Origin of the sequence: Synechococcus sp. Lug-A, from assembly GCF_024345655.1 — a bacterium.
Classification (GTDB): Bacteria; Cyanobacteriota; Cyanobacteriia; order PCC-6307; family Cyanobiaceae; genus MW101C3.
This window is the reverse complement of record NZ_JAGQBN010000001.1, coordinates 40,447-55,173: the sequence shown is the minus strand read 5'-3', so window position 1 is coordinate 55,173 and position 14,727 is coordinate 40,447. Positions and strand designations below refer to the sequence as shown.

The 14,727-nt window shown below is 68.1% G+C and carries 14 protein-coding genes; 4 read left to right on the top strand and 10 right to left on the bottom strand.

The window, feature by feature from the left end; translation table 11 throughout:
• Positions 1-109: 109 nt before the first annotated feature.
• Complete coding sequence (locus KBY86_RS00290; protein ID WP_261347306.1) at positions 110-1,228, bottom strand: S-(hydroxymethyl)glutathione dehydrogenase/class III alcohol dehydrogenase; 1,119 nt, start codon at positions 1,226-1,228, stop codon at positions 110-112.
• A 47-nt stretch (positions 1,229-1,275) separates the two neighbouring features.
• Positions 1,276-2,877: a glucose-6-phosphate isomerase gene (locus KBY86_RS00285; RefSeq protein ID WP_255139719.1), complete on the bottom strand. Its 1,602-nt coding sequence runs from the start codon at positions 2,875-2,877 to the stop codon at positions 1,276-1,278.
• Between the two features lie 210 nt (positions 2,878-3,087).
• On the opposite strand from KBY86_RS00285, the gene KBY86_RS00280 reads away from it, so the two are divergent.
• On the top strand, positions 3,088-3,945 hold the full coding sequence (locus KBY86_RS00280; protein WP_233132965.1) for a helicase DnaB: 858 nt from the start codon (positions 3,088-3,090) through the stop codon (positions 3,943-3,945).
• A 60-nt stretch (positions 3,946-4,005) separates the two neighbouring features.
• Here KBY86_RS00280 and KBY86_RS00275 read toward each other — a convergent pair whose 3' ends face one another.
• From KBY86_RS00275 to KBY86_RS00265, 3 genes are read right to left on the bottom strand one after another with little or no spacing between them, the layout of a single operon-like run.
• The gene (locus KBY86_RS00275) at positions 4,006-4,941 is read right to left on the bottom strand and encodes an N-acetylmuramoyl-L-alanine amidase (protein ID WP_255139718.1); all 936 of its coding nucleotides are present in this window, start codon (positions 4,939-4,941) and stop codon (positions 4,006-4,008) included.
• Positions 4,935-6,662 carry a M61 family metallopeptidase gene (locus KBY86_RS00270; RefSeq protein WP_255139717.1) on the bottom strand — a complete coding sequence of 576 codons (1,728 nt, stop codon included), beginning with the start codon at positions 6,660-6,662 and terminating at the stop codon, positions 4,935-4,937. The genes KBY86_RS00275 and KBY86_RS00270 overlap by 7 nt, the downstream gene beginning before the upstream one ends.
• Before the next feature lie 14 nt (positions 6,663-6,676).
• Positions 6,677-7,018 (bottom strand): DUF1257 domain-containing protein, encoded by a 342-nt coding sequence (locus tag KBY86_RS00265; RefSeq protein WP_255100896.1) that lies wholly within the window; start codon positions 7,016-7,018, stop codon positions 6,677-6,679.
• A gap of 7 nt (positions 7,019-7,025) precedes the next feature.
• Here KBY86_RS00265 and purN point away from each other — a divergent pair, with 7 nt between their 5' ends.
• Positions 7,026-7,691 (top strand): phosphoribosylglycinamide formyltransferase, encoded by a 666-nt coding sequence (gene purN, locus KBY86_RS00260; RefSeq protein ID WP_094513006.1) that lies wholly within the window; start codon positions 7,026-7,028, stop codon positions 7,689-7,691.
• Here the strand turns inward: purN and argC are convergent.
• Entirely contained in the window at positions 7,682-8,758 is a 1,077-nt protein-coding gene (gene argC / locus KBY86_RS00255; RefSeq protein WP_094512828.1) for an N-acetyl-gamma-glutamyl-phosphate reductase, read from the bottom strand. The two genes, purN and argC, sit on opposite strands and share 10 nt — an antisense overlap.
• Before the next feature lie 247 nt (positions 8,759-9,005).
• Here argC and ribBA point away from each other — a divergent pair, with 247 nt between their 5' ends.
• Positions 9,006-10,598, top strand: coding sequence for a bifunctional 3,4-dihydroxy-2-butanone-4-phosphate synthase/GTP cyclohydrolase II (gene ribBA / locus KBY86_RS00250; protein WP_399220932.1), 1,593 nt, complete (start codon positions 9,006-9,008; stop codon positions 10,596-10,598).
• A gap of 144 nt (positions 10,599-10,742) precedes the next feature.
• On the opposite strand, the gene KBY86_RS00245 is transcribed toward ribBA, so the two are convergent.
• Positions 10,743-11,183, bottom strand: coding sequence for a peptidylprolyl isomerase (locus KBY86_RS00245; protein ID WP_255139715.1), 441 nt, complete (start codon positions 11,181-11,183; stop codon positions 10,743-10,745).
• An 89-nt stretch (positions 11,184-11,272) separates the two neighbouring features.
• On the opposite strand from KBY86_RS00245, the gene KBY86_RS00240 reads away from it, so the two are divergent.
• The gene (locus KBY86_RS00240) at positions 11,273-12,217 is read left to right on the top strand and encodes an S-methyl-5'-thioadenosine phosphorylase (protein ID WP_094510478.1); all 945 of its coding nucleotides are present in this window, start codon (positions 11,273-11,275) and stop codon (positions 12,215-12,217) included.
• A gap of 32 nt (positions 12,218-12,249) precedes the next feature.
• Here KBY86_RS00240 and murQ read toward each other — a convergent pair whose 3' ends face one another.
• The 3 genes from murQ to KBY86_RS00225 all read right to left on the bottom strand — a co-directional run bounded on the left by murQ (position 12,250) and on the right by KBY86_RS00225 (position 14,726).
• A complete protein-coding gene (gene murQ / locus KBY86_RS00235; RefSeq protein ID WP_255139714.1) occupies positions 12,250-13,197 on the bottom strand; it encodes an N-acetylmuramic acid 6-phosphate etherase in 948 nt (315 codons plus the stop codon).
• Positions 13,194-13,658: a DUF3110 domain-containing protein gene (locus KBY86_RS00230; RefSeq protein ID WP_094510480.1), complete on the bottom strand. Its 465-nt coding sequence runs from the start codon at positions 13,656-13,658 to the stop codon at positions 13,194-13,196. Before KBY86_RS00230 ends, murQ begins: the two co-directional genes overlap by 4 nt.
• Positions 13,659-13,721: 63 nt before the next feature.
• Positions 13,722-14,726, bottom strand: coding sequence for a DnaJ domain-containing protein (locus tag KBY86_RS00225; protein WP_255139713.1), 1,005 nt, complete (start codon positions 14,724-14,726; stop codon positions 13,722-13,724).
• Position 14,727 lies beyond the last annotated feature (1 nt).

The window sequence follows — 14,727 nt, the reverse complement described above, 5'->3', positions numbered from 1 at the left end:
GACGGATCGGTGCTGGGCTGCCGATGGCCAGTGACGATGCCGGAACGCCTGTGCTGAGGCCAGAGCGGCCGTCGATCGGGGTGGCGCGGTGTGCCCCCAGGTTCCAGGTTCAACCGGCGAAATCAATCACCGTGCGGATGCTGGCTCCGGCGTGCATCAGATCGAAGGCTTCGTTGATGCGATCCAGCCCCATGGTGTGGGTGATGAAGGTGTCAAGCGGGATCTCGCCCCTCTGGTAACGCTCCACGTAGCCGGGCAATTCCGTGCGGCCGCGCACGCCGCCGAAGGCCGACCCCCGCCATACCCTGCCGGTCACCAGCTGGAACGGACGGGTGGAGATCTCCTGGCCGGCGCCGGCCACACCGATGATCGTGGATTCACCCCAGCCCTTGTGGCAGCACTCAAGGGCGGCGCGCATCACCGCCACGTTGCCGATGCACTCGAAGGAATAATCCACGCCTCCATCGGTGCGCTCGATCACCACCTGCTCGATCGGGGTGGTGCTGTCTTTCGGATTGATGCACTCGGTGGCACCGAGCTGGCGGGCGATCGCGAACTTGTCGGGATTGGTGTCGATGCCGATGATCCGCGCCGCTCCGGCCATCACCGCGCCGATCACCACCGCCAGACCGATGCCACCGAGGCCGAACACGGCCACCGTGCTGCCCGCCTCCACCTTGGCGGTGTTCAGCACTGCGCCGATGCCGGTGGTGACACCGCAGCCCAGCAGGCACACCTTGTCGAGCGGGGCGTCGCGGTTGATTTTCGCCAGGGCGATTTCCGGCACCACCGTGTATTCCGAGAACGTGGAGGTGCCCATGTAGTGATGAATGGTCTGGCCGTCCTTGGAGAAGCGGCTGGTGCCATCGGGCATCAGGCCCCGTCCCTGGGTGCCGCGGATCGCCTGGCAGAGGTTGGTCTTGCCGGACAGGCAGAAGCTGCAGCTGCGGCATTCCGGCGTATAAAGCGGAATCACGTGATCCCCCACCGCCAGAGAGCTCACCTCCGGCCCCACGGCCTCCACCACACCGGCGCCTTCGTGGCCAAGCACTGCGGGAAAAATCCCTTCCGGATCGCTGCCGGAGAGGGTGAAGGCATCGGTGTGGCACACGCCTGTGGCCACGATCCGCACCATCACCTCTCCAGCTCGTGGCGGTGCCACGTCGATCGTGGTGATCTCCAGGGGCTGACCGGCCGCCCAGGCCACCGCCGCACGTGAACGGATCATGGACTGCCCCCCGAAACCAGCCCCATCCTGCCCCCAGGGGCTCCGGCTCAGGAGCGGCGAAACACCAGGGAGGAGGGCGTGCCCCAATCGCCGCTGGCCACATAGCCGCGGGGATTGCCGCAGAGGTGGCGCAGGATCCAGAACAGGGGCTCGGGGCTGTCGATGCTGAGCTGCCCCTGAAGGCTGGCCAGATCGTGGGGTTCGCCATCGGCCAGCAGTGCTTCCAGCCGGCTCTGCAGATCCAGGATCACGGCGGCCGCCTTCTTGCCCGCCTCCACGCCCGGCTGGTCGTAGGCGTTGATGTTCACAAGCTCCGCGTACAGCCCCACAGCGCGTTCGAACAGCGCCACCAGGGCGCCAAGCAGGCGGGCATCGAAGCGCCGCATGCTGAGCGTGATGCTCTGCCGCCCGCCTTCAGACAGGGCAGCGCGGGTGCCCTGCAGGAAGCCGTCCAGGTAGTCACCGGGATGTTCCCCGTGCAGCGGCGGCACATCGGTGGGATCTTCCAGCACCTCGATGAAGGTGACGAAGAAGTTGTCGATGCCGTCGCGGAGCTGCTGGACGTAGGCGTGCTGGTCGGTGGATCCCTTGTTGCCGTACACGGCGATGCCCTGGTAGGCGGGTTCACCGTTGCGGTCGAGCCGTTTCCCCAGCGACTCCATCACCAGCTGCTGCAGGTAGCGGCTGAACACCTCGAGGCGGTCGCGGTAGGGCAGCACCACCATGTCGCGGTGGCCCTTGCCGTTGCCCGCCACATACCAGGCCGCAGCCATCAATGCTGCCGGGTTGGCGGTGAGCTCGGGCACCCGGGTGGCCTCATCCATCTCAGCGGCACCGGCCAGGAAGCCGCGCAGATCTGCCTGGATCAATGCGGCCGGGAGCAAGCCCACGGCGCTGGTGATGCTGGTGCGGCCGCCCACCCAATCGAACATGTCGAAACGGCGGAGCCAGCGCTCCTCCACTGCCAGCCGGTCGAGCTGGCTGCCCGCCATCGTGACCGCCACCGCCTGATCGGCCCAGCTGCCGCCCAGCGCTTCCAGCCGGGCCCGCGCCTGCTCCATGCCAAGCCGCGGCTCCGGCGTGCCGCCCGATTTACTCACCACCACCATCAAGGTGGTGCGCAGCCGCTCGCCGAGGCCGGCCAGGGTGCGGCTGAATCCCTGCGGATCGACGTTGTCGAAGAAGTGAAAGGGCAGGCCCTGACCCTGCTGCTGCAACGCCCGCAGGATCAGCAGCGGGCCGAGGCCGGAACCGCCGATGCCGATCCACAGCACATCGGTGAAGGGCGCCAGGCCCGGCGGCTGGATCTCACCGGAGAGCACCTGCTGGGCGAAGGCTTCAATGCCGTCGATCTCCTGGCGGACGTGGGCGCCGATTCCTGGCTCGGGCGCCAGCTGCGGCGCCCGCAGCCAGTAGTGACCCACCTGGCGTCCTTCATCCGGGTTCGCGATGGCTCCGGCCTCCAGCGCGGCCATGGCCGCGAACGCGGAGGTGAAGGCGGGGGCCAGCTCCTCGAAATGTTGAGCCCCCACTGCCATACGGCTCACATCCAGCCACATCCCCAGCCCTTCGTGGTGCCAGAGCAGCGAACAGAACCGTTGCCACTGTTCCGCCGAAGGCTGCGGCTTGAAGTCTGGAAACGTGGTCATGCGCCCTGGTGGAAGTGACAGGTTCTGGCGACGAACCTATCGGTGGAATCGCCCTCTGAACCGTGACACAGCCCATCGCCGTGAGCCGGAACACGCAAGCGGCGTAATTGTATGGACGGCCACACAAACGGCCCAAGGTGCGGGAGCAGCCAGTGGACGACGGTAGAGTTTATTTAACAATTGACTCCAAAACCCGGTTTGAAGGCTGCCTTGAAGCTACGCATTCCGCTTGGCTCCCTTCGCACACCGGCGTTGCTGCGAGCCTCCAGCTGGGTCCTCGCCCTCGGCCTGATCAATGCGCAGGTGGCCACCGTTCGCCACCCCGATGCTGCCTCGTTGCTCAAGCTGCACGAAGCTGCCCTCAGCACCAGTCTCAATGCCCGCAGCGGCAAACCCGCCAAGCTGGCGATGCAGGGTCTGCGGGCGAATCCGGTCGATTTCACCCCGGAAGAGCTGCGTGAGCTGCAGCGCCGTTTCGGCGTGCATGGTCCCCAGCCGAAGCTGGCCCAGTTGCTCACCCACGGCCTGGATCAGCTCACCCCGCTGCGTGCCCACACGGTCAGCCGCATTGAGGAGCTGAGGCCGGTGATCGTGAGCGAGTCACGTCGGCTCGGTGTGAACCCGATGCTCGTTGCCGCCGTGCTTTTCGACGAGATTCAGCGGGCGAAACCCGGTGAAGATCTGCCGATGGCGGCCGATTCCGGCCTCTTCAAGACCCACGGGCCTGCCCAGCTGGGGGTCGATGAGTTCGTGCATCAGGGCTTGCTGCCTGCCGATGCCAGCCCCGAAGAACGGGCTGCCGCCCGGCGTGAGCTGCTGGTCCCCGAGCGGAATGTGCAGCTGCTGGTGGGCAAGTTTCACCGCCTCTCCACCCTGCTGGGATTCCCCACCGACCGCCTCCTGCAAGCCAGCGCTGGTCCCCGCGATGCCAAGGCTCTCGCCACCCTGGCCTACCTCCACAACGGCAAGCTGGATTACCCCGCCCGCATCCTGAGCTACATGCAGGATCCCGCTCTCCACGCGCTCATCTACGGCGAGCGCAAACCACAGTTTTCTCCGCTGATTTGAGGCGCAGACGCCATTGGAGCGTCGGTCCCAGAGCTGTTCGTAACGCCAGGTAGGAATCCGTCAGCCGGACTTGCAAAGCATGCCGAGGGCTGCGAGACGCGTCTGCAGTTCCGACCATCTGAAGCTGCGGGGATCTGCCCGTTCACCCCCCAGATCCACATACCGGTGGGTGGTGATGTTCTGGGGAGCGATGCCGAAACGGCGCATCCAGTCGGTCAGCACCACCGCCAAGGCGTCGTACTGGGCGTTGCTGTAGCCACTGTGCTCCGCGTCGGCATCCTCACCATCAAGCGGTGTTTCCAGGCTCAGGTGCAGGGCGAAGTTGTTCACCGACCCCCCAACATCCGGGTTGGTCATCACCCACTGGCCGTTGAAGGCGGAGTTGCCAGCGCCGAAAGCACGATAAGCAGGATCGAGCGCCTGCACCACCTGCCCGTTCTCCCCGATCATCAGGTGGTAGCTCACCTGGTCTTCGTCGCGGGGGTGGGGGGTAAGGAAGGTCTGCACCGCCGATTGCATGCCGTAGACCGTTTCGTGCAGCACCACCACGCGAGGTGTGGGGTCCACCGGATTGCCGAACGCATCGCTGCGGAAGCGGCTGCCGTAGTTGGTGGGATCGATGGTGAGGCGCTCCATCTCCAGCGGCAGTGCGGCCACCTTCGCCTCCAGGCGACGGCTCAGCGCCGGATCGGCCGTGCATTGGCGCTTCAGAGGGCTCACCCAGCGGTCGTGGGCCGGTGGCGTGGGGGCTGGGCGGGCATTGAGCGACGGTGCGGCGACCGGGGCCGAGGACCCGGAACGGGGGGCCCCTACCTGCTCGAGCAGCTCCAGCAGGGAGGGGCTGGCGTCGGAGGGGTTGCTGGCGGAGATCTCGCGCCCCAGCCAGCCCAGGCCACCGAGGCCCAGCACGGCTACAGCAGCCAGCGCCACCGCCCCGCCCCGCTCGGGCGCCAGTTGGCGGGCGCGCACCACCAATCCGCGGACGTGGTTCAGCATGGAACCAACTGCAACCATTGCGTGCGCAGGGCCAAGGCCGCCGCTGGGCCGTCGGGATCCGGCTGCAGTCTCCAACTCTGAACCGCCGGCGCTGCGGGCTGCAGAGAAAGACAACGCAGCCTGCCGTGCCGCCCGATCGTGAGGCTGTGGCTGCGGCCTTCCTGCCACCGGTGCGTGAGATCGCTGGGCGTGTGCAGCCGCCAGCCATCCAGGGCTATCAGCTCGTCCGCCACGCACAGGCCCGCCGCTTCCGCCGGGCTGTGGCGCGCCACCTTCTGAACGCTCAGGCTCGAATTGGACGTGCTGCACACCAGGCCGGTGAAGGGAGCGGTGTCCTTGTGCGGCACCAGCACCAGGCCCACGCTGTGCAGCGCCTCGTGCAGGGGCGGGTCCTCCTGCCCCTCCAGCCAGGCCGGCAGTTGCTTGCGCAGTTCGGGCAGCTGGGCGGCAAAAGCCTCGATCAGATCGGCTTCGCTGTAGCCCCGCCGCCAGCGGCCGTGCGTCTGCCAGAGCGCGCGCAGCACGGCGGCCAGGGACGAACCGGCCCGGCGCAGCTGCAGATCCAGCACCAGGGCCACGACGGCACCTTTGAGGTAGTAACTGATCTGATTGTCTCCGCTGTAGGCGTCCTGCCGGTAGAGCTTCACCCAGGCTTCCTGGCTGCTTTGGCGCAGGGTCTGGCCGAGCAGGCGGCCGGGAGTGAGCAGGTAGCGGCTGAGCTCAGCGCCCAGGTCGTCCCACAGGTCGGCGTCGGTGCCGATGCCGGCAAGCCGCGGCAGAAACTGGTCGTAGTAGCTGGTCACCCCCTCGGCGAACCAGAGGGTGGGCACGACCATCGGGCGGTCGTAGTCGATCGGGGTGAGCTCCGCGGGCCGCAGTCGCCGCACGTTCCATTGGTGCAGGTATTCATGGCCCACCAGTTGGAGAAACCTGCGGTAGCCGCCGGGCTTGGCCAGCTCCTCCAGGCCGTACTGCAGCACGGTGGCGTTGTCGTGCTCGAGGCCGCCGAAGCCCCGCTCCAGCAGGTGCAGCACAAACAGGTAGTCAGCAGCGGCCGGAGCCGGTTCACCCATCAGCCGGCAGCAGGCGGAGCACACCCCCGCCACGTCGTCGAGCAGTTGTGGGTAGCGCTCCAGCAGCGGATTGGGGTCTCCCCCCACCGCCGACCAGCACACCCAGCGGTGCGGCACCCCGTGCACATCGAACCCATGCCATCGGTGCGGGCCTGCCTCCACCGGGGTGTCCACCAGCTGGTCGAAGCTGGCTGCGATCCAGCGGTGTTCGCTCGGTCCGTCCAGACAGGGCAGCGGCACGAACGGCTCCCAGCCCTCTGGCAGCAGCAGGTGCAGGTGGTGCGGCGTCCAGCGTGCGCCGTTCACCTGCAGGGCCAGGGCGGCCAGAGTCAGGCAGGCGTGGTCGTCGTCGAGGTGGCAGGTGCGCACCGTGAGTTCGGTGGCCATGGCGCCGTAGTTCACCTCCACCGGAAGGAGCGGTTTGAGCTGGGCGGTCCACACCGACGGCTCGCGCCGCACCAGCGGCACCACGGCTCCCGCTTGTACCAGCTCCAGGTTCTGCAGCTGGCGCACGTAATCGCGCTGCAGGTAGGAGCCCGGGGTCCACACCGGCAGGTGCAGCTCCAGGGCCTGGTGGATGGGGGTGAAGCGAAGCCGACAGCGGATCAGATGCTGGCGAGACGCCGTCAGATCCAGCGTGAGCTCCACCGGATCCAAGGGCGTCAGGCAGCGAGATGGACGTGAGCCTGGGGCAGCTCGCGCATCGCCTGGGCCAGGGCGACGCGGGCGGCGTAGCTGCGGGTGACCGCCGCCAGGAAACGCTGCACATCAAGGGAGCGGCTCAGCCGTTGCAGATCCCCCACCACGGCCAGGGAGCCGTCACGCTGGCGCTGCCAGCCGAGTGCAGCGCCATCCAGACGCACCTTCACAGCCACTGGCACCTGCTCGTCGTTGAAGCCCTGCAGCACACCATCGATTTGAGGGCTCGCACCGAGTTCCTCAAGGGTGGCGACCAAGTGATCGAGATCGCTCACGACCGTTGGCAGGATGGAAAGGTGGGACATGAACCCGATGCCTGCTGCGGCAGACCATAGCGACGTGAATGCCGGCATCCAGTGGCCGTTGTCACAGCCCTGGCCGGCGGCGCATCCTCCGCTGCGGCTGGGAGTGATGGCCTCAGGCCACGGCTCGAACTTCGAGGCGCTGGTGGCCAGTGGCCGCCACGGCGACCTCAACGCCAGCGTGGAGTTGCTGGTGGTGAACCAGCCGGGCTGTGGGGCCATCGAGCGGGCCGAGCGGCTGGGCATTTCCTGGCGTCTGCTCGATCACCGTCGCTTCAGCAGTCGCGAGGCGCTCGATGGCGCCCTGATCGAAGCCTTTGGGCAGGCACAGGTGGATCTGGTGGTGATGGCCGGCTGGATGCGGATCGTCACCCCCGTGCTGATCGAGGCCTTTCCGCAGCGCCTGGTGAACATCCACCCGTCCTTGCTGCCCAGTTTCCGCGGTGTCGACGCGATCGGCCAGGCGCTGGCCGCAGGGGTGACCCTGGCGGGCTGCAGCGCCCACCTGGTGACCGCCGAAGTGGATGGGGGTCCGATCCTGGCCCAGGCTGCCGTGCCGGTGTGCCCCGGCGATGACCATGCCCGCCTGGCGGCCCGCATCCAGCAGCAGGAGCATCGGATCCTGCCGCTGGCGGTGGCACTGGCCGCCGAGCGGCTGGCGCAGGCTCAGGGGTAGAAGGGCAGCAGCGGCAGGCCGGTGCAGGCGGGCAGCCCCGCCAGCAGGTTGAGGCACTGAACGCCCTGTCCGGCCTGGCCCTTCACCAGGTTGTCGATGGCGCACATCACGATCAGCTGGCTGGTGCGCGCATCCACCTGCACCGACAGCAGGGCCCGGTTGGTCTGCCGCACCCACTTGGTGGAGGGGTAGGTGCCCACCGGCAGCACCTCCACGCAGGGGCTCTGGCGGTAGGCGGCCTGCAGCAGGGTGGTGCAGTCGGCGGCGGTGAGGCCGGGATCCCGCAGGCGGCCGTAGACGGTGGCCAGCAGCCCGCGCACCATCGGCATCAGGTGGGGGGTGAACTGCAGCCGGATCGGTAGACCGGCCGCGCGGCTGGCTGATTCCTCGATCTCACTGGTGTGGCGATGGCCCACCACGCCGTAGGGCGCCACCGCCTCGCCGGCCTCGGCCAGCAGCAGGTTCTCCTTGGCGGCTCTGCCACCACCGGAGGTGCCGGTCTTGGCGTCGATGATGATCCCGCTGGTTTCAATCAGGCCCTGGCTGAGAAACGGCATCAGCGCCAGCAGGCTGGCCGTGGGGAAACAGCCGGGGGCCGCCACCAGCCGGGCAGCGGCGATCGCCTCCCGCTCCCACTCCACCAGGCCGTACACCGCTTCTTCGCACAGGGCGTCGTCGTGGCGGGGATGCTCCTGGGCTTCCGCTGCATACACACTTTTCCACTGGTTCAACGAGCGGTAGCGGTAGTCAGCGGAGAGATCCACCACCTTCACCCCGCGCGCCAGCAGATCGGGCACAAGGCGCGAGGCCAGGCCGTTCGGCAGGCTGAGCACCGCCAGGTCGGCCTCCGCGGCGATGGCGTCGGGTTCAGGCACGCGCACCACCAGATCCCTGGCCAGCGGCAGAAACGGCGTGATCGCATTCCAGCGCTTGCCGGCACTGCGTTCTCCACCCAGAAAGGTCACCTCCAGGTGGGGATGGTCATGCAGCAGCCGCAGGCTCTGCAGACCGCCATAGCCACTGGCGCCGATCACGGCCACGCGCCGGGCTGGTTCTGTAGGAGCCATGCGGTAGCAATTGGGAGGGGAAAGCGTACTGGTCGTCCAGCGATCTCTTCACGGTGCGCAGGTGTGCTGGTGGAGAATGAAGGTTGATGGTCCACGTCCCCTGGCTCTCCGTTCCGACCCACTCCATGATCGCGGCAGCGTTGAGGCGTCATCGCCAGCGGCGCAGGTGGGAGGCGGCGATGCTGCAGAAGCGGCCATCCGGTTTGATCCCGTAGCGGATGCCTTGGCGGCCATTCGCAACGGCGAGATGGTGGTGGTAGTGGATGACGAAAACCGTGAAAACGAAGGCGATCTGATCTGCGCGGCCCAGTTCGCCACGCCGGAACAGATCAACTTCATGGCCACCGAAGCCCGGGGCCTGATCTGCCTGGCGATGGAAGGGGAGCGCCTCGATGCGCTGGAACTGCCGCTGATGGTGGATCGCAACACCGACAGCAATCAGACCGCCTTCACCGTGAGCGTGGACGCGGGCCCCGAGAACGGCGTGTCCACCGGCATCTCTGCCGACGATCGGGCCCGCACCATCCAGGTGGCGATCCATCCCCAGAGCCGTCCCCACGATCTGCGCCGGCCCGGCCATATCTTTCCGCTGCGGGCCAAGCGTGGCGGCGTGCTCAAGCGTGCCGGCCACACCGAGGCGGCGGTGGATCTTTCACGTCTGGCTGGGCTGTATCCCGCCGGCGTGATCTGTGAGATTCAGAATCCCGACGGCTCGATGGCCCGGCTGCCGCAACTGCAGACGTATGCCCGCCAGCACGGATTGCGGCTGATCAGCATCGCCGATCTGATCAGCTATCGCCTCACCACCGAACGGTTCGTGCGGCGTCAGGCGGAAGCCATGATGCCCAGCGCCTTCGGTACCTTCCGCGCGATCGGCTATCGCAACGAACACGACGGCAGTGAACACGTGGCGATCGTGAAGGGACACCCGGAACGGACCACCGGGTCGGTGCTGGTGCGGGTGCACTCGGAATGCCTCACCGGGGATGCCTTCGGTTCCCTGCGCTGTGATTGCCGCCCCCAGCTGGAAGCCGCTCTGCGCATGATCGAAGAGGCCGGCGAAGGCATCGTGGTGTATCTGCGCCAGGAAGGGCGCGGCATCGGCCTGATCAACAAGCTCAAGGCCTACAGCCTGCAGGATGGCGGCCTCGACACCGTGGAGGCCAACGAGCGCCTGGGTTTCCCCGCCGATCTGCGCAATTACGGCGTAGGCGCCCAGATCCTCAGCGATCTGGGGGTGAAGCGGCTGCGGCTGATCACCAACAACCCCCGCAAGATCGCCGGGCTGGGAGGCTATGGCCTCCAGGTCGACGACCGCGTGCCGCTGGAGATGGACGCGGGCCTGCACAACGCCGCCTACCTGAGCACCAAGCGCCTGAAGCTGGGGCATCTGCTGATGCAGCCCCCCGGCTTGGAGCCCCCCCAGCCCACCAGCCTCGGCCTCACCGCGGTGCTGGCCTGGCAAGGCAGCGGCAACGATCCCGCCCGCACCGAAGCGGAGCACTGGCCCCAGCTGCGTGCCTGGGCCCAGCAGCGCAGCCTCGATCTGCGGCGGGAGGAGCATCCCCGGCTGCTGGCTCTGCTCCAGCAACCGGAGCTCGCGCTGCTGCTGGCTTCCACCGACGGCCACGCCCTCGGTCGCGGCGATCTCACGGCCTTGCTCGGCCTGCTGGCGGAATGGCCTGGCTGCAGGGCGATCACCCTGCTGCTCACCCCCGATGCCCAGCGGAGCAGCCACCCCAGCGCCACGCTGGAGCCGGAGCTGCGGCCGCTGCTGGAGTTGCGCCAGGACGGGCCCACCCTGCCCCGCCAGCCCGGCTCGCTGCTGCGCTGGCAGTGAGCTGGGCTGGCGGGGCCGCACCGACCGGCGCTTGGCACTGATCGGCGCTATCTACTGATCGGAGCTTGCTACTGATCGCCGGTTGGAACCGCCCAATCCGTCCAGGTCGTTGGCCGGCGGACGGGCCGATCCGGCCACAGGCGTTCAGGCCAGGATCGTCACCTTGTTGATCTTGGTGCCCTTGCGGATGGCGAGCACCACATCCAGATTCGCTGCCTGGCCAAACACGGTGTGAACCCCGTCGAGGTGCGGCTGGGCGTCGTGGCACAGGAAAAACTGGCTGCCGCCGGTGTTCTTGCCGGCGTGGGCCATCGAAAGGGTGCCGGCCTGGTGCTTGCGGCTGTTGATCTCACAGGGGATCTTGTAGCCAGGGCCACCGGTGCCCGCGGCGCCGGCTGCGCCGGGCCGGGTGTTGGGGCAGCCGCCCTGAGCCATGAAGCCATCGATGACGCGATGGAAGGCCAGGCCGTCATAGAAACCAGCTTCGGCCAGCTTCACGAAGTTGGCCACCGTTGCGGGGGCATCGGCGTCGAACAGCTCGAGTTCCACGATGCCGGCATCGGTCTCCATCTGGGCTTTGGTCACGGCAGGCTCGGGAAAAACGGACTTTATCCACTCTCAGGTAGAACAGTGCCCCACCCTCCGCTCGGGGATTCCCCCTCACCCCTGACGTCATGAGTGCCACCGCTCCCGCTCCCAACGGCTCCGGTCACGACCTGGGCGGTGCCCGGCTCGGCATCCTCGGCGGCAGTGGCCTCTACGCCATGGAGGGCCTGGAGGATGTGCGGGAACTCTCGCTCGACACCCCATTCGGAGCCCCTTCCGACAGCCTGCGGCTGGGCCGGCTCGGCGGCCTCGAGGTGGTGTTCCTGGCGCGCCACGGTCGCCATCACAGCCTCACCCCCACCGAGGTGCCCTACCGGGCCAACATCTGGGCCCTGCGTTCGCTCGGCGTGCGCTGGATTCTCTCCTGCTCGGCTGTCGGGTCACTGCAGGAGCCGCTGCGCCCGCTCGACATGCTGGTGCCGGATCAGTTCATCGATCGCACCCACCAACGACCGCTGAGCTTCTTCGGCAACGGCGCCGTGGCCCACGTGGGCATCGCCGATCCCTTCTGCCCCAGCCTCAGCCGCCTGCTGGCCGATGTGGCCGACAGCCTCATGCCGGCCGGCCGCCAGTTGCACCGCAGCGGCACCTACCTCTGCATGGAAGGCCCCGCCTTCTCCACCCGCGCTGAATCCAACCTCTACCGCAGCTGGGGCTGCTCGGTGATTGGCATGACGAACCACAGCGAGGCCCGCCTGGCGCGGGAGGCGGAGATCGCCTACGCCACCCTGGCCATGGTCACCGATTACGACTGCTGGCACAGCGACCATGCCTCGGTGAGCGTGGAGCTGGTGATCCAGAACCTGCACGCCAATGCACAGCTGGCGCAGCAGGTGGTGAAGGTGGCGGCCGAGCGCATCGCCGCACAACGGCCCGCCAGCAGCGCCCACAGCGCCCTGCGCAATGCCCTGATGACGCCGAAGGAGCGGGTGCCGGCTGAAACGCGCGAAAAGCTTGACCTGTTCACCGCTCCCTACTGGGGCCCCTTCGTGCCTGACGAAGCTGCCGCCTGATCAGCCTGCCCTCCAAGGGGCGCCCCGGGCACTCAGTGGCTGAGCTGGGCGCCAAGGGCGGCCAGAGCAGGCCGCAGGTGACCGCCGGCCGCATCGAGCGCCGCCGCCGCCGCTGCGGCATCCAGATCGGTGACCGCCATGAGCAGGGCCCGCTTAACGGATCCGCCCGCTGCCTCGAGCAACTGGATGCCGCGCGGTCGCTCCACCCCGGCCAGATCCCGCAGGATGCGCAGGGCCCGGTCTTCCAGTTTGCTGTTGGTGACCGCCACATCCACCATGCGGTTGCCGTGCACCTTGCCCAGCTTCACCATCACGCCGGTGGAGAGGATGTTGAGGGCCATCTTGGTGGCGGTGCCGGCCTTGAGCCGGGTGGAGCCGGTCACCAGTTCAGGGCCGGTGAGCAGGCGGATGTCGATGTCGCAGGGCATCGGCGCCTGGGAGGTGGGCACACAGGCCATGCCGATCGTGAGGGCGTCGAGACGGCGCGCATGCAGGAGAGCGCCATGCACGTAGGGGGTGGTGCCCCCCGCGGCGATTCCCACAAGCGCGTCGTCGCTGCAGAAACCGCGGGCTTCCAGGTCGGTCTGCCCGGCTTCGGCGCGGTCTTCCAGTCCTTCGGAGCTGCGCAGCAGGGCCGGCGCCCCCCCGGCGAGCACCCCTTGCACGAGCTCGGGCGGGCTGCAGAAGGTGGGAGGGCACTCGGCGGCATCCAGCACACCCAGGCGGCCGGAGGTGCCTGCACCGAGGTAGAAGAGCCTGCCACCTGCGCGCAGCCGGGCCACGATCGCGTCAACGGCGGCGCTGAGCGCCGGTGCCGCTGCGGCCACCGCCAGCTGGGAGCAGCGCTCCTCTTCGCAGAACAGTTCAACAATGGCGCGGGTTTCCAGCTGATCCAGCGCGCTGCTGGCGGGATTCGGCTGTTCGGTGAGCAGGTGACCGCGGTCACCGGCGGCCACGCCGAAGGTTGAGGACTGGCTCATAGCAAGCCTTCAAGCCGGCGCCGAAAGGCTTCCAGTTCATCGCTGGCCGCTGAGGCCTCGGCTTCGGGCACGCCGTCGTCGGTGGAGACCAGGCCGGCGGTGGTTTCTGCCGCACCGCTTGCTGCAGTGCTGGTCCCGCTGGCCTCCTCGTTCCAGTTGCTCACATCCATGTTGCGTTCCGGGGGCGAGATCCACAGCCGCTCCTCCGGCGACTGGGGCAGGAAGCCCGTGGGCACGAAGCGTGCCTCGTAGCCAGCCTGGGCGCAGAACAGCTCCATCTCCTCCCGCTCCAGCGCCTCTACCGAGGGCAGCGGGAAATCCTGGGCTTCCAGCAAGCCCGCGTAGCGTTCGGCGTCGTCGGGGTCTTCGAACAGCAGCACCACCGTGTGGCCGCCGAGTTCAAGCGAATGGATGCCTTCGTTGTCTGTGCCGGCGTCAAACAGCAACACATGGACCGTCATGGAGCGCTCCAACGCCATGGGGTCAGTGTCTCACCCCGCGCCAGTGGTCAGCTCAGGCACCGGTCAGCCGGCTTCTGCTTCCGCTTCGGCCTGCTCGGCCAGTTGCTCCAATCGCCGGTAGAGCGCTGCCTCGGCGTCATTGAGCTGCTCCGGCACGACGATCCGAATCTCCACCAGCTGGTCGCCACGCTGGCCACGGTGGGCGAGCCCCCTGCCCCGCAGCCGCAGCAGACGTCCGCTGGAGGATCCAGGCGGCACGGTGAGCTGCACATCGCCCTGCAGGGTGGGCACCACGGCGCGGCAGCCGAGCGCGGCGGCGGGAGGGAAGAGATCCAGGGTGTAGAGCACGCGCAGGCCATCGATGCGCAGACCCTCAGGCGTGCATACCCGCAGTTGGATGAAATGGTCGGCCCCTCCGGGCGCCACCCCGGCCAGCCGCAGGCGCCAGCCGTCCCCGGCCAGCGGCGGGGTCCAGAGCTCCACAACGGTGCCGTCGGGCAGGGACAGTTCCAGTCGTTCCCCGGCCAGTGACTGCTCCGGGGTGAGCTCCACGGTGGTTTCCAGATCAGCGCTGGCCTGCACCGGCGGCGGAGACGCTGGCGCCTGGGTCACCCGCCCGCCGCCATGTTCGCGGCTGCGCCCGGCCGGCGCTGAAGCAGGCGCCTCGCTCGGTTCCGGCGGCTCCTCGTCAGCCAGGTCGGTCGGGCCGTCCTCAGGTTCGTCGTCGTCGCTGGCAGCCGTTGTGGTGCGACCGAACAGGGCCTCCAGGTACTCCTCAAATGCTGGGAAGCCACTGCCGAAGCGATCACGGCTGCCGCTCTGCGCCCCGCCGGCTTCCTGCCCCCGTTCCCAGGCCTGGCGGCGCTTGGGGTCACTGAGCACCGCGTAGGCCTCATTGACTCGCTTGAAGCGTTCCTCGGCTACGGGATCGTTGCCATTGAGGTCGGGGTGCCAGCGGCGCGCCTGCTGGCGGAACGCCCGCTTGAGGGCAGCGGCGTCCGCACCGGGTTCAAGCCCCAGGGTCGCCCAGTAATCAATGGCCGCCGGGGGGGAGGCGCTGCGGGTCACC

What these genes read in the sequence shown, in the direction of transcription:
- ribBA (WP_399220932.1), top strand. Translation starts at nt 9,006, where the DNA reads ATGGTGGTGGTAGTGGATGACGAAAACCGTGAAAACGAAGGCGATCTG.
- KBY86_RS00275 (WP_255139718.1), bottom strand. Translation starts at nt 4,941, where the DNA reads ATGCTGAACCACGTCCGCGGATTGGTGGTGCGCGCCCGCCAACTGGCG.
- KBY86_RS00285 (WP_255139719.1), bottom strand. Translation starts at nt 2,877, where the DNA reads ATGACCACGTTTCCAGACTTCAAGCCGCAGCCTTCGGCGGAACAGTGG.
- KBY86_RS00290 (WP_261347306.1), bottom strand. Translation starts at nt 1,228, where the DNA reads ATGATCCGTTCACGTGCGGCGGTGGCCTGGGCGGCCGGTCAGCCCCTG.
- argC (WP_094512828.1), bottom strand. Translation starts at nt 8,758, where the DNA reads ATGGCTCCTACAGAACCAGCCCGGCGCGTGGCCGTGATCGGCGCCAGT.
- KBY86_RS00230 (WP_094510480.1), bottom strand. Translation starts at nt 13,658, where the DNA reads ATGACGGTCCATGTGTTGCTGTTTGACGCCGGCACAGACAACGAAGGC.
- purN (WP_094513006.1), top strand. Translation starts at nt 7,026, where the DNA reads ATGCCTGCTGCGGCAGACCATAGCGACGTGAATGCCGGCATCCAGTGG.
- KBY86_RS00265 (WP_255100896.1), bottom strand. Translation starts at nt 7,018, where the DNA reads ATGTCCCACCTTTCCATCCTGCCAACGGTCGTGAGCGATCTCGATCAC.
- KBY86_RS00240 (WP_094510478.1), top strand. Translation starts at nt 11,273, where the DNA reads ATGAGTGCCACCGCTCCCGCTCCCAACGGCTCCGGTCACGACCTGGGC.
- murQ (WP_255139714.1), bottom strand. Translation starts at nt 13,197, where the DNA reads ATGAGCCAGTCCTCAACCTTCGGCGTGGCCGCCGGTGACCGCGGTCAC.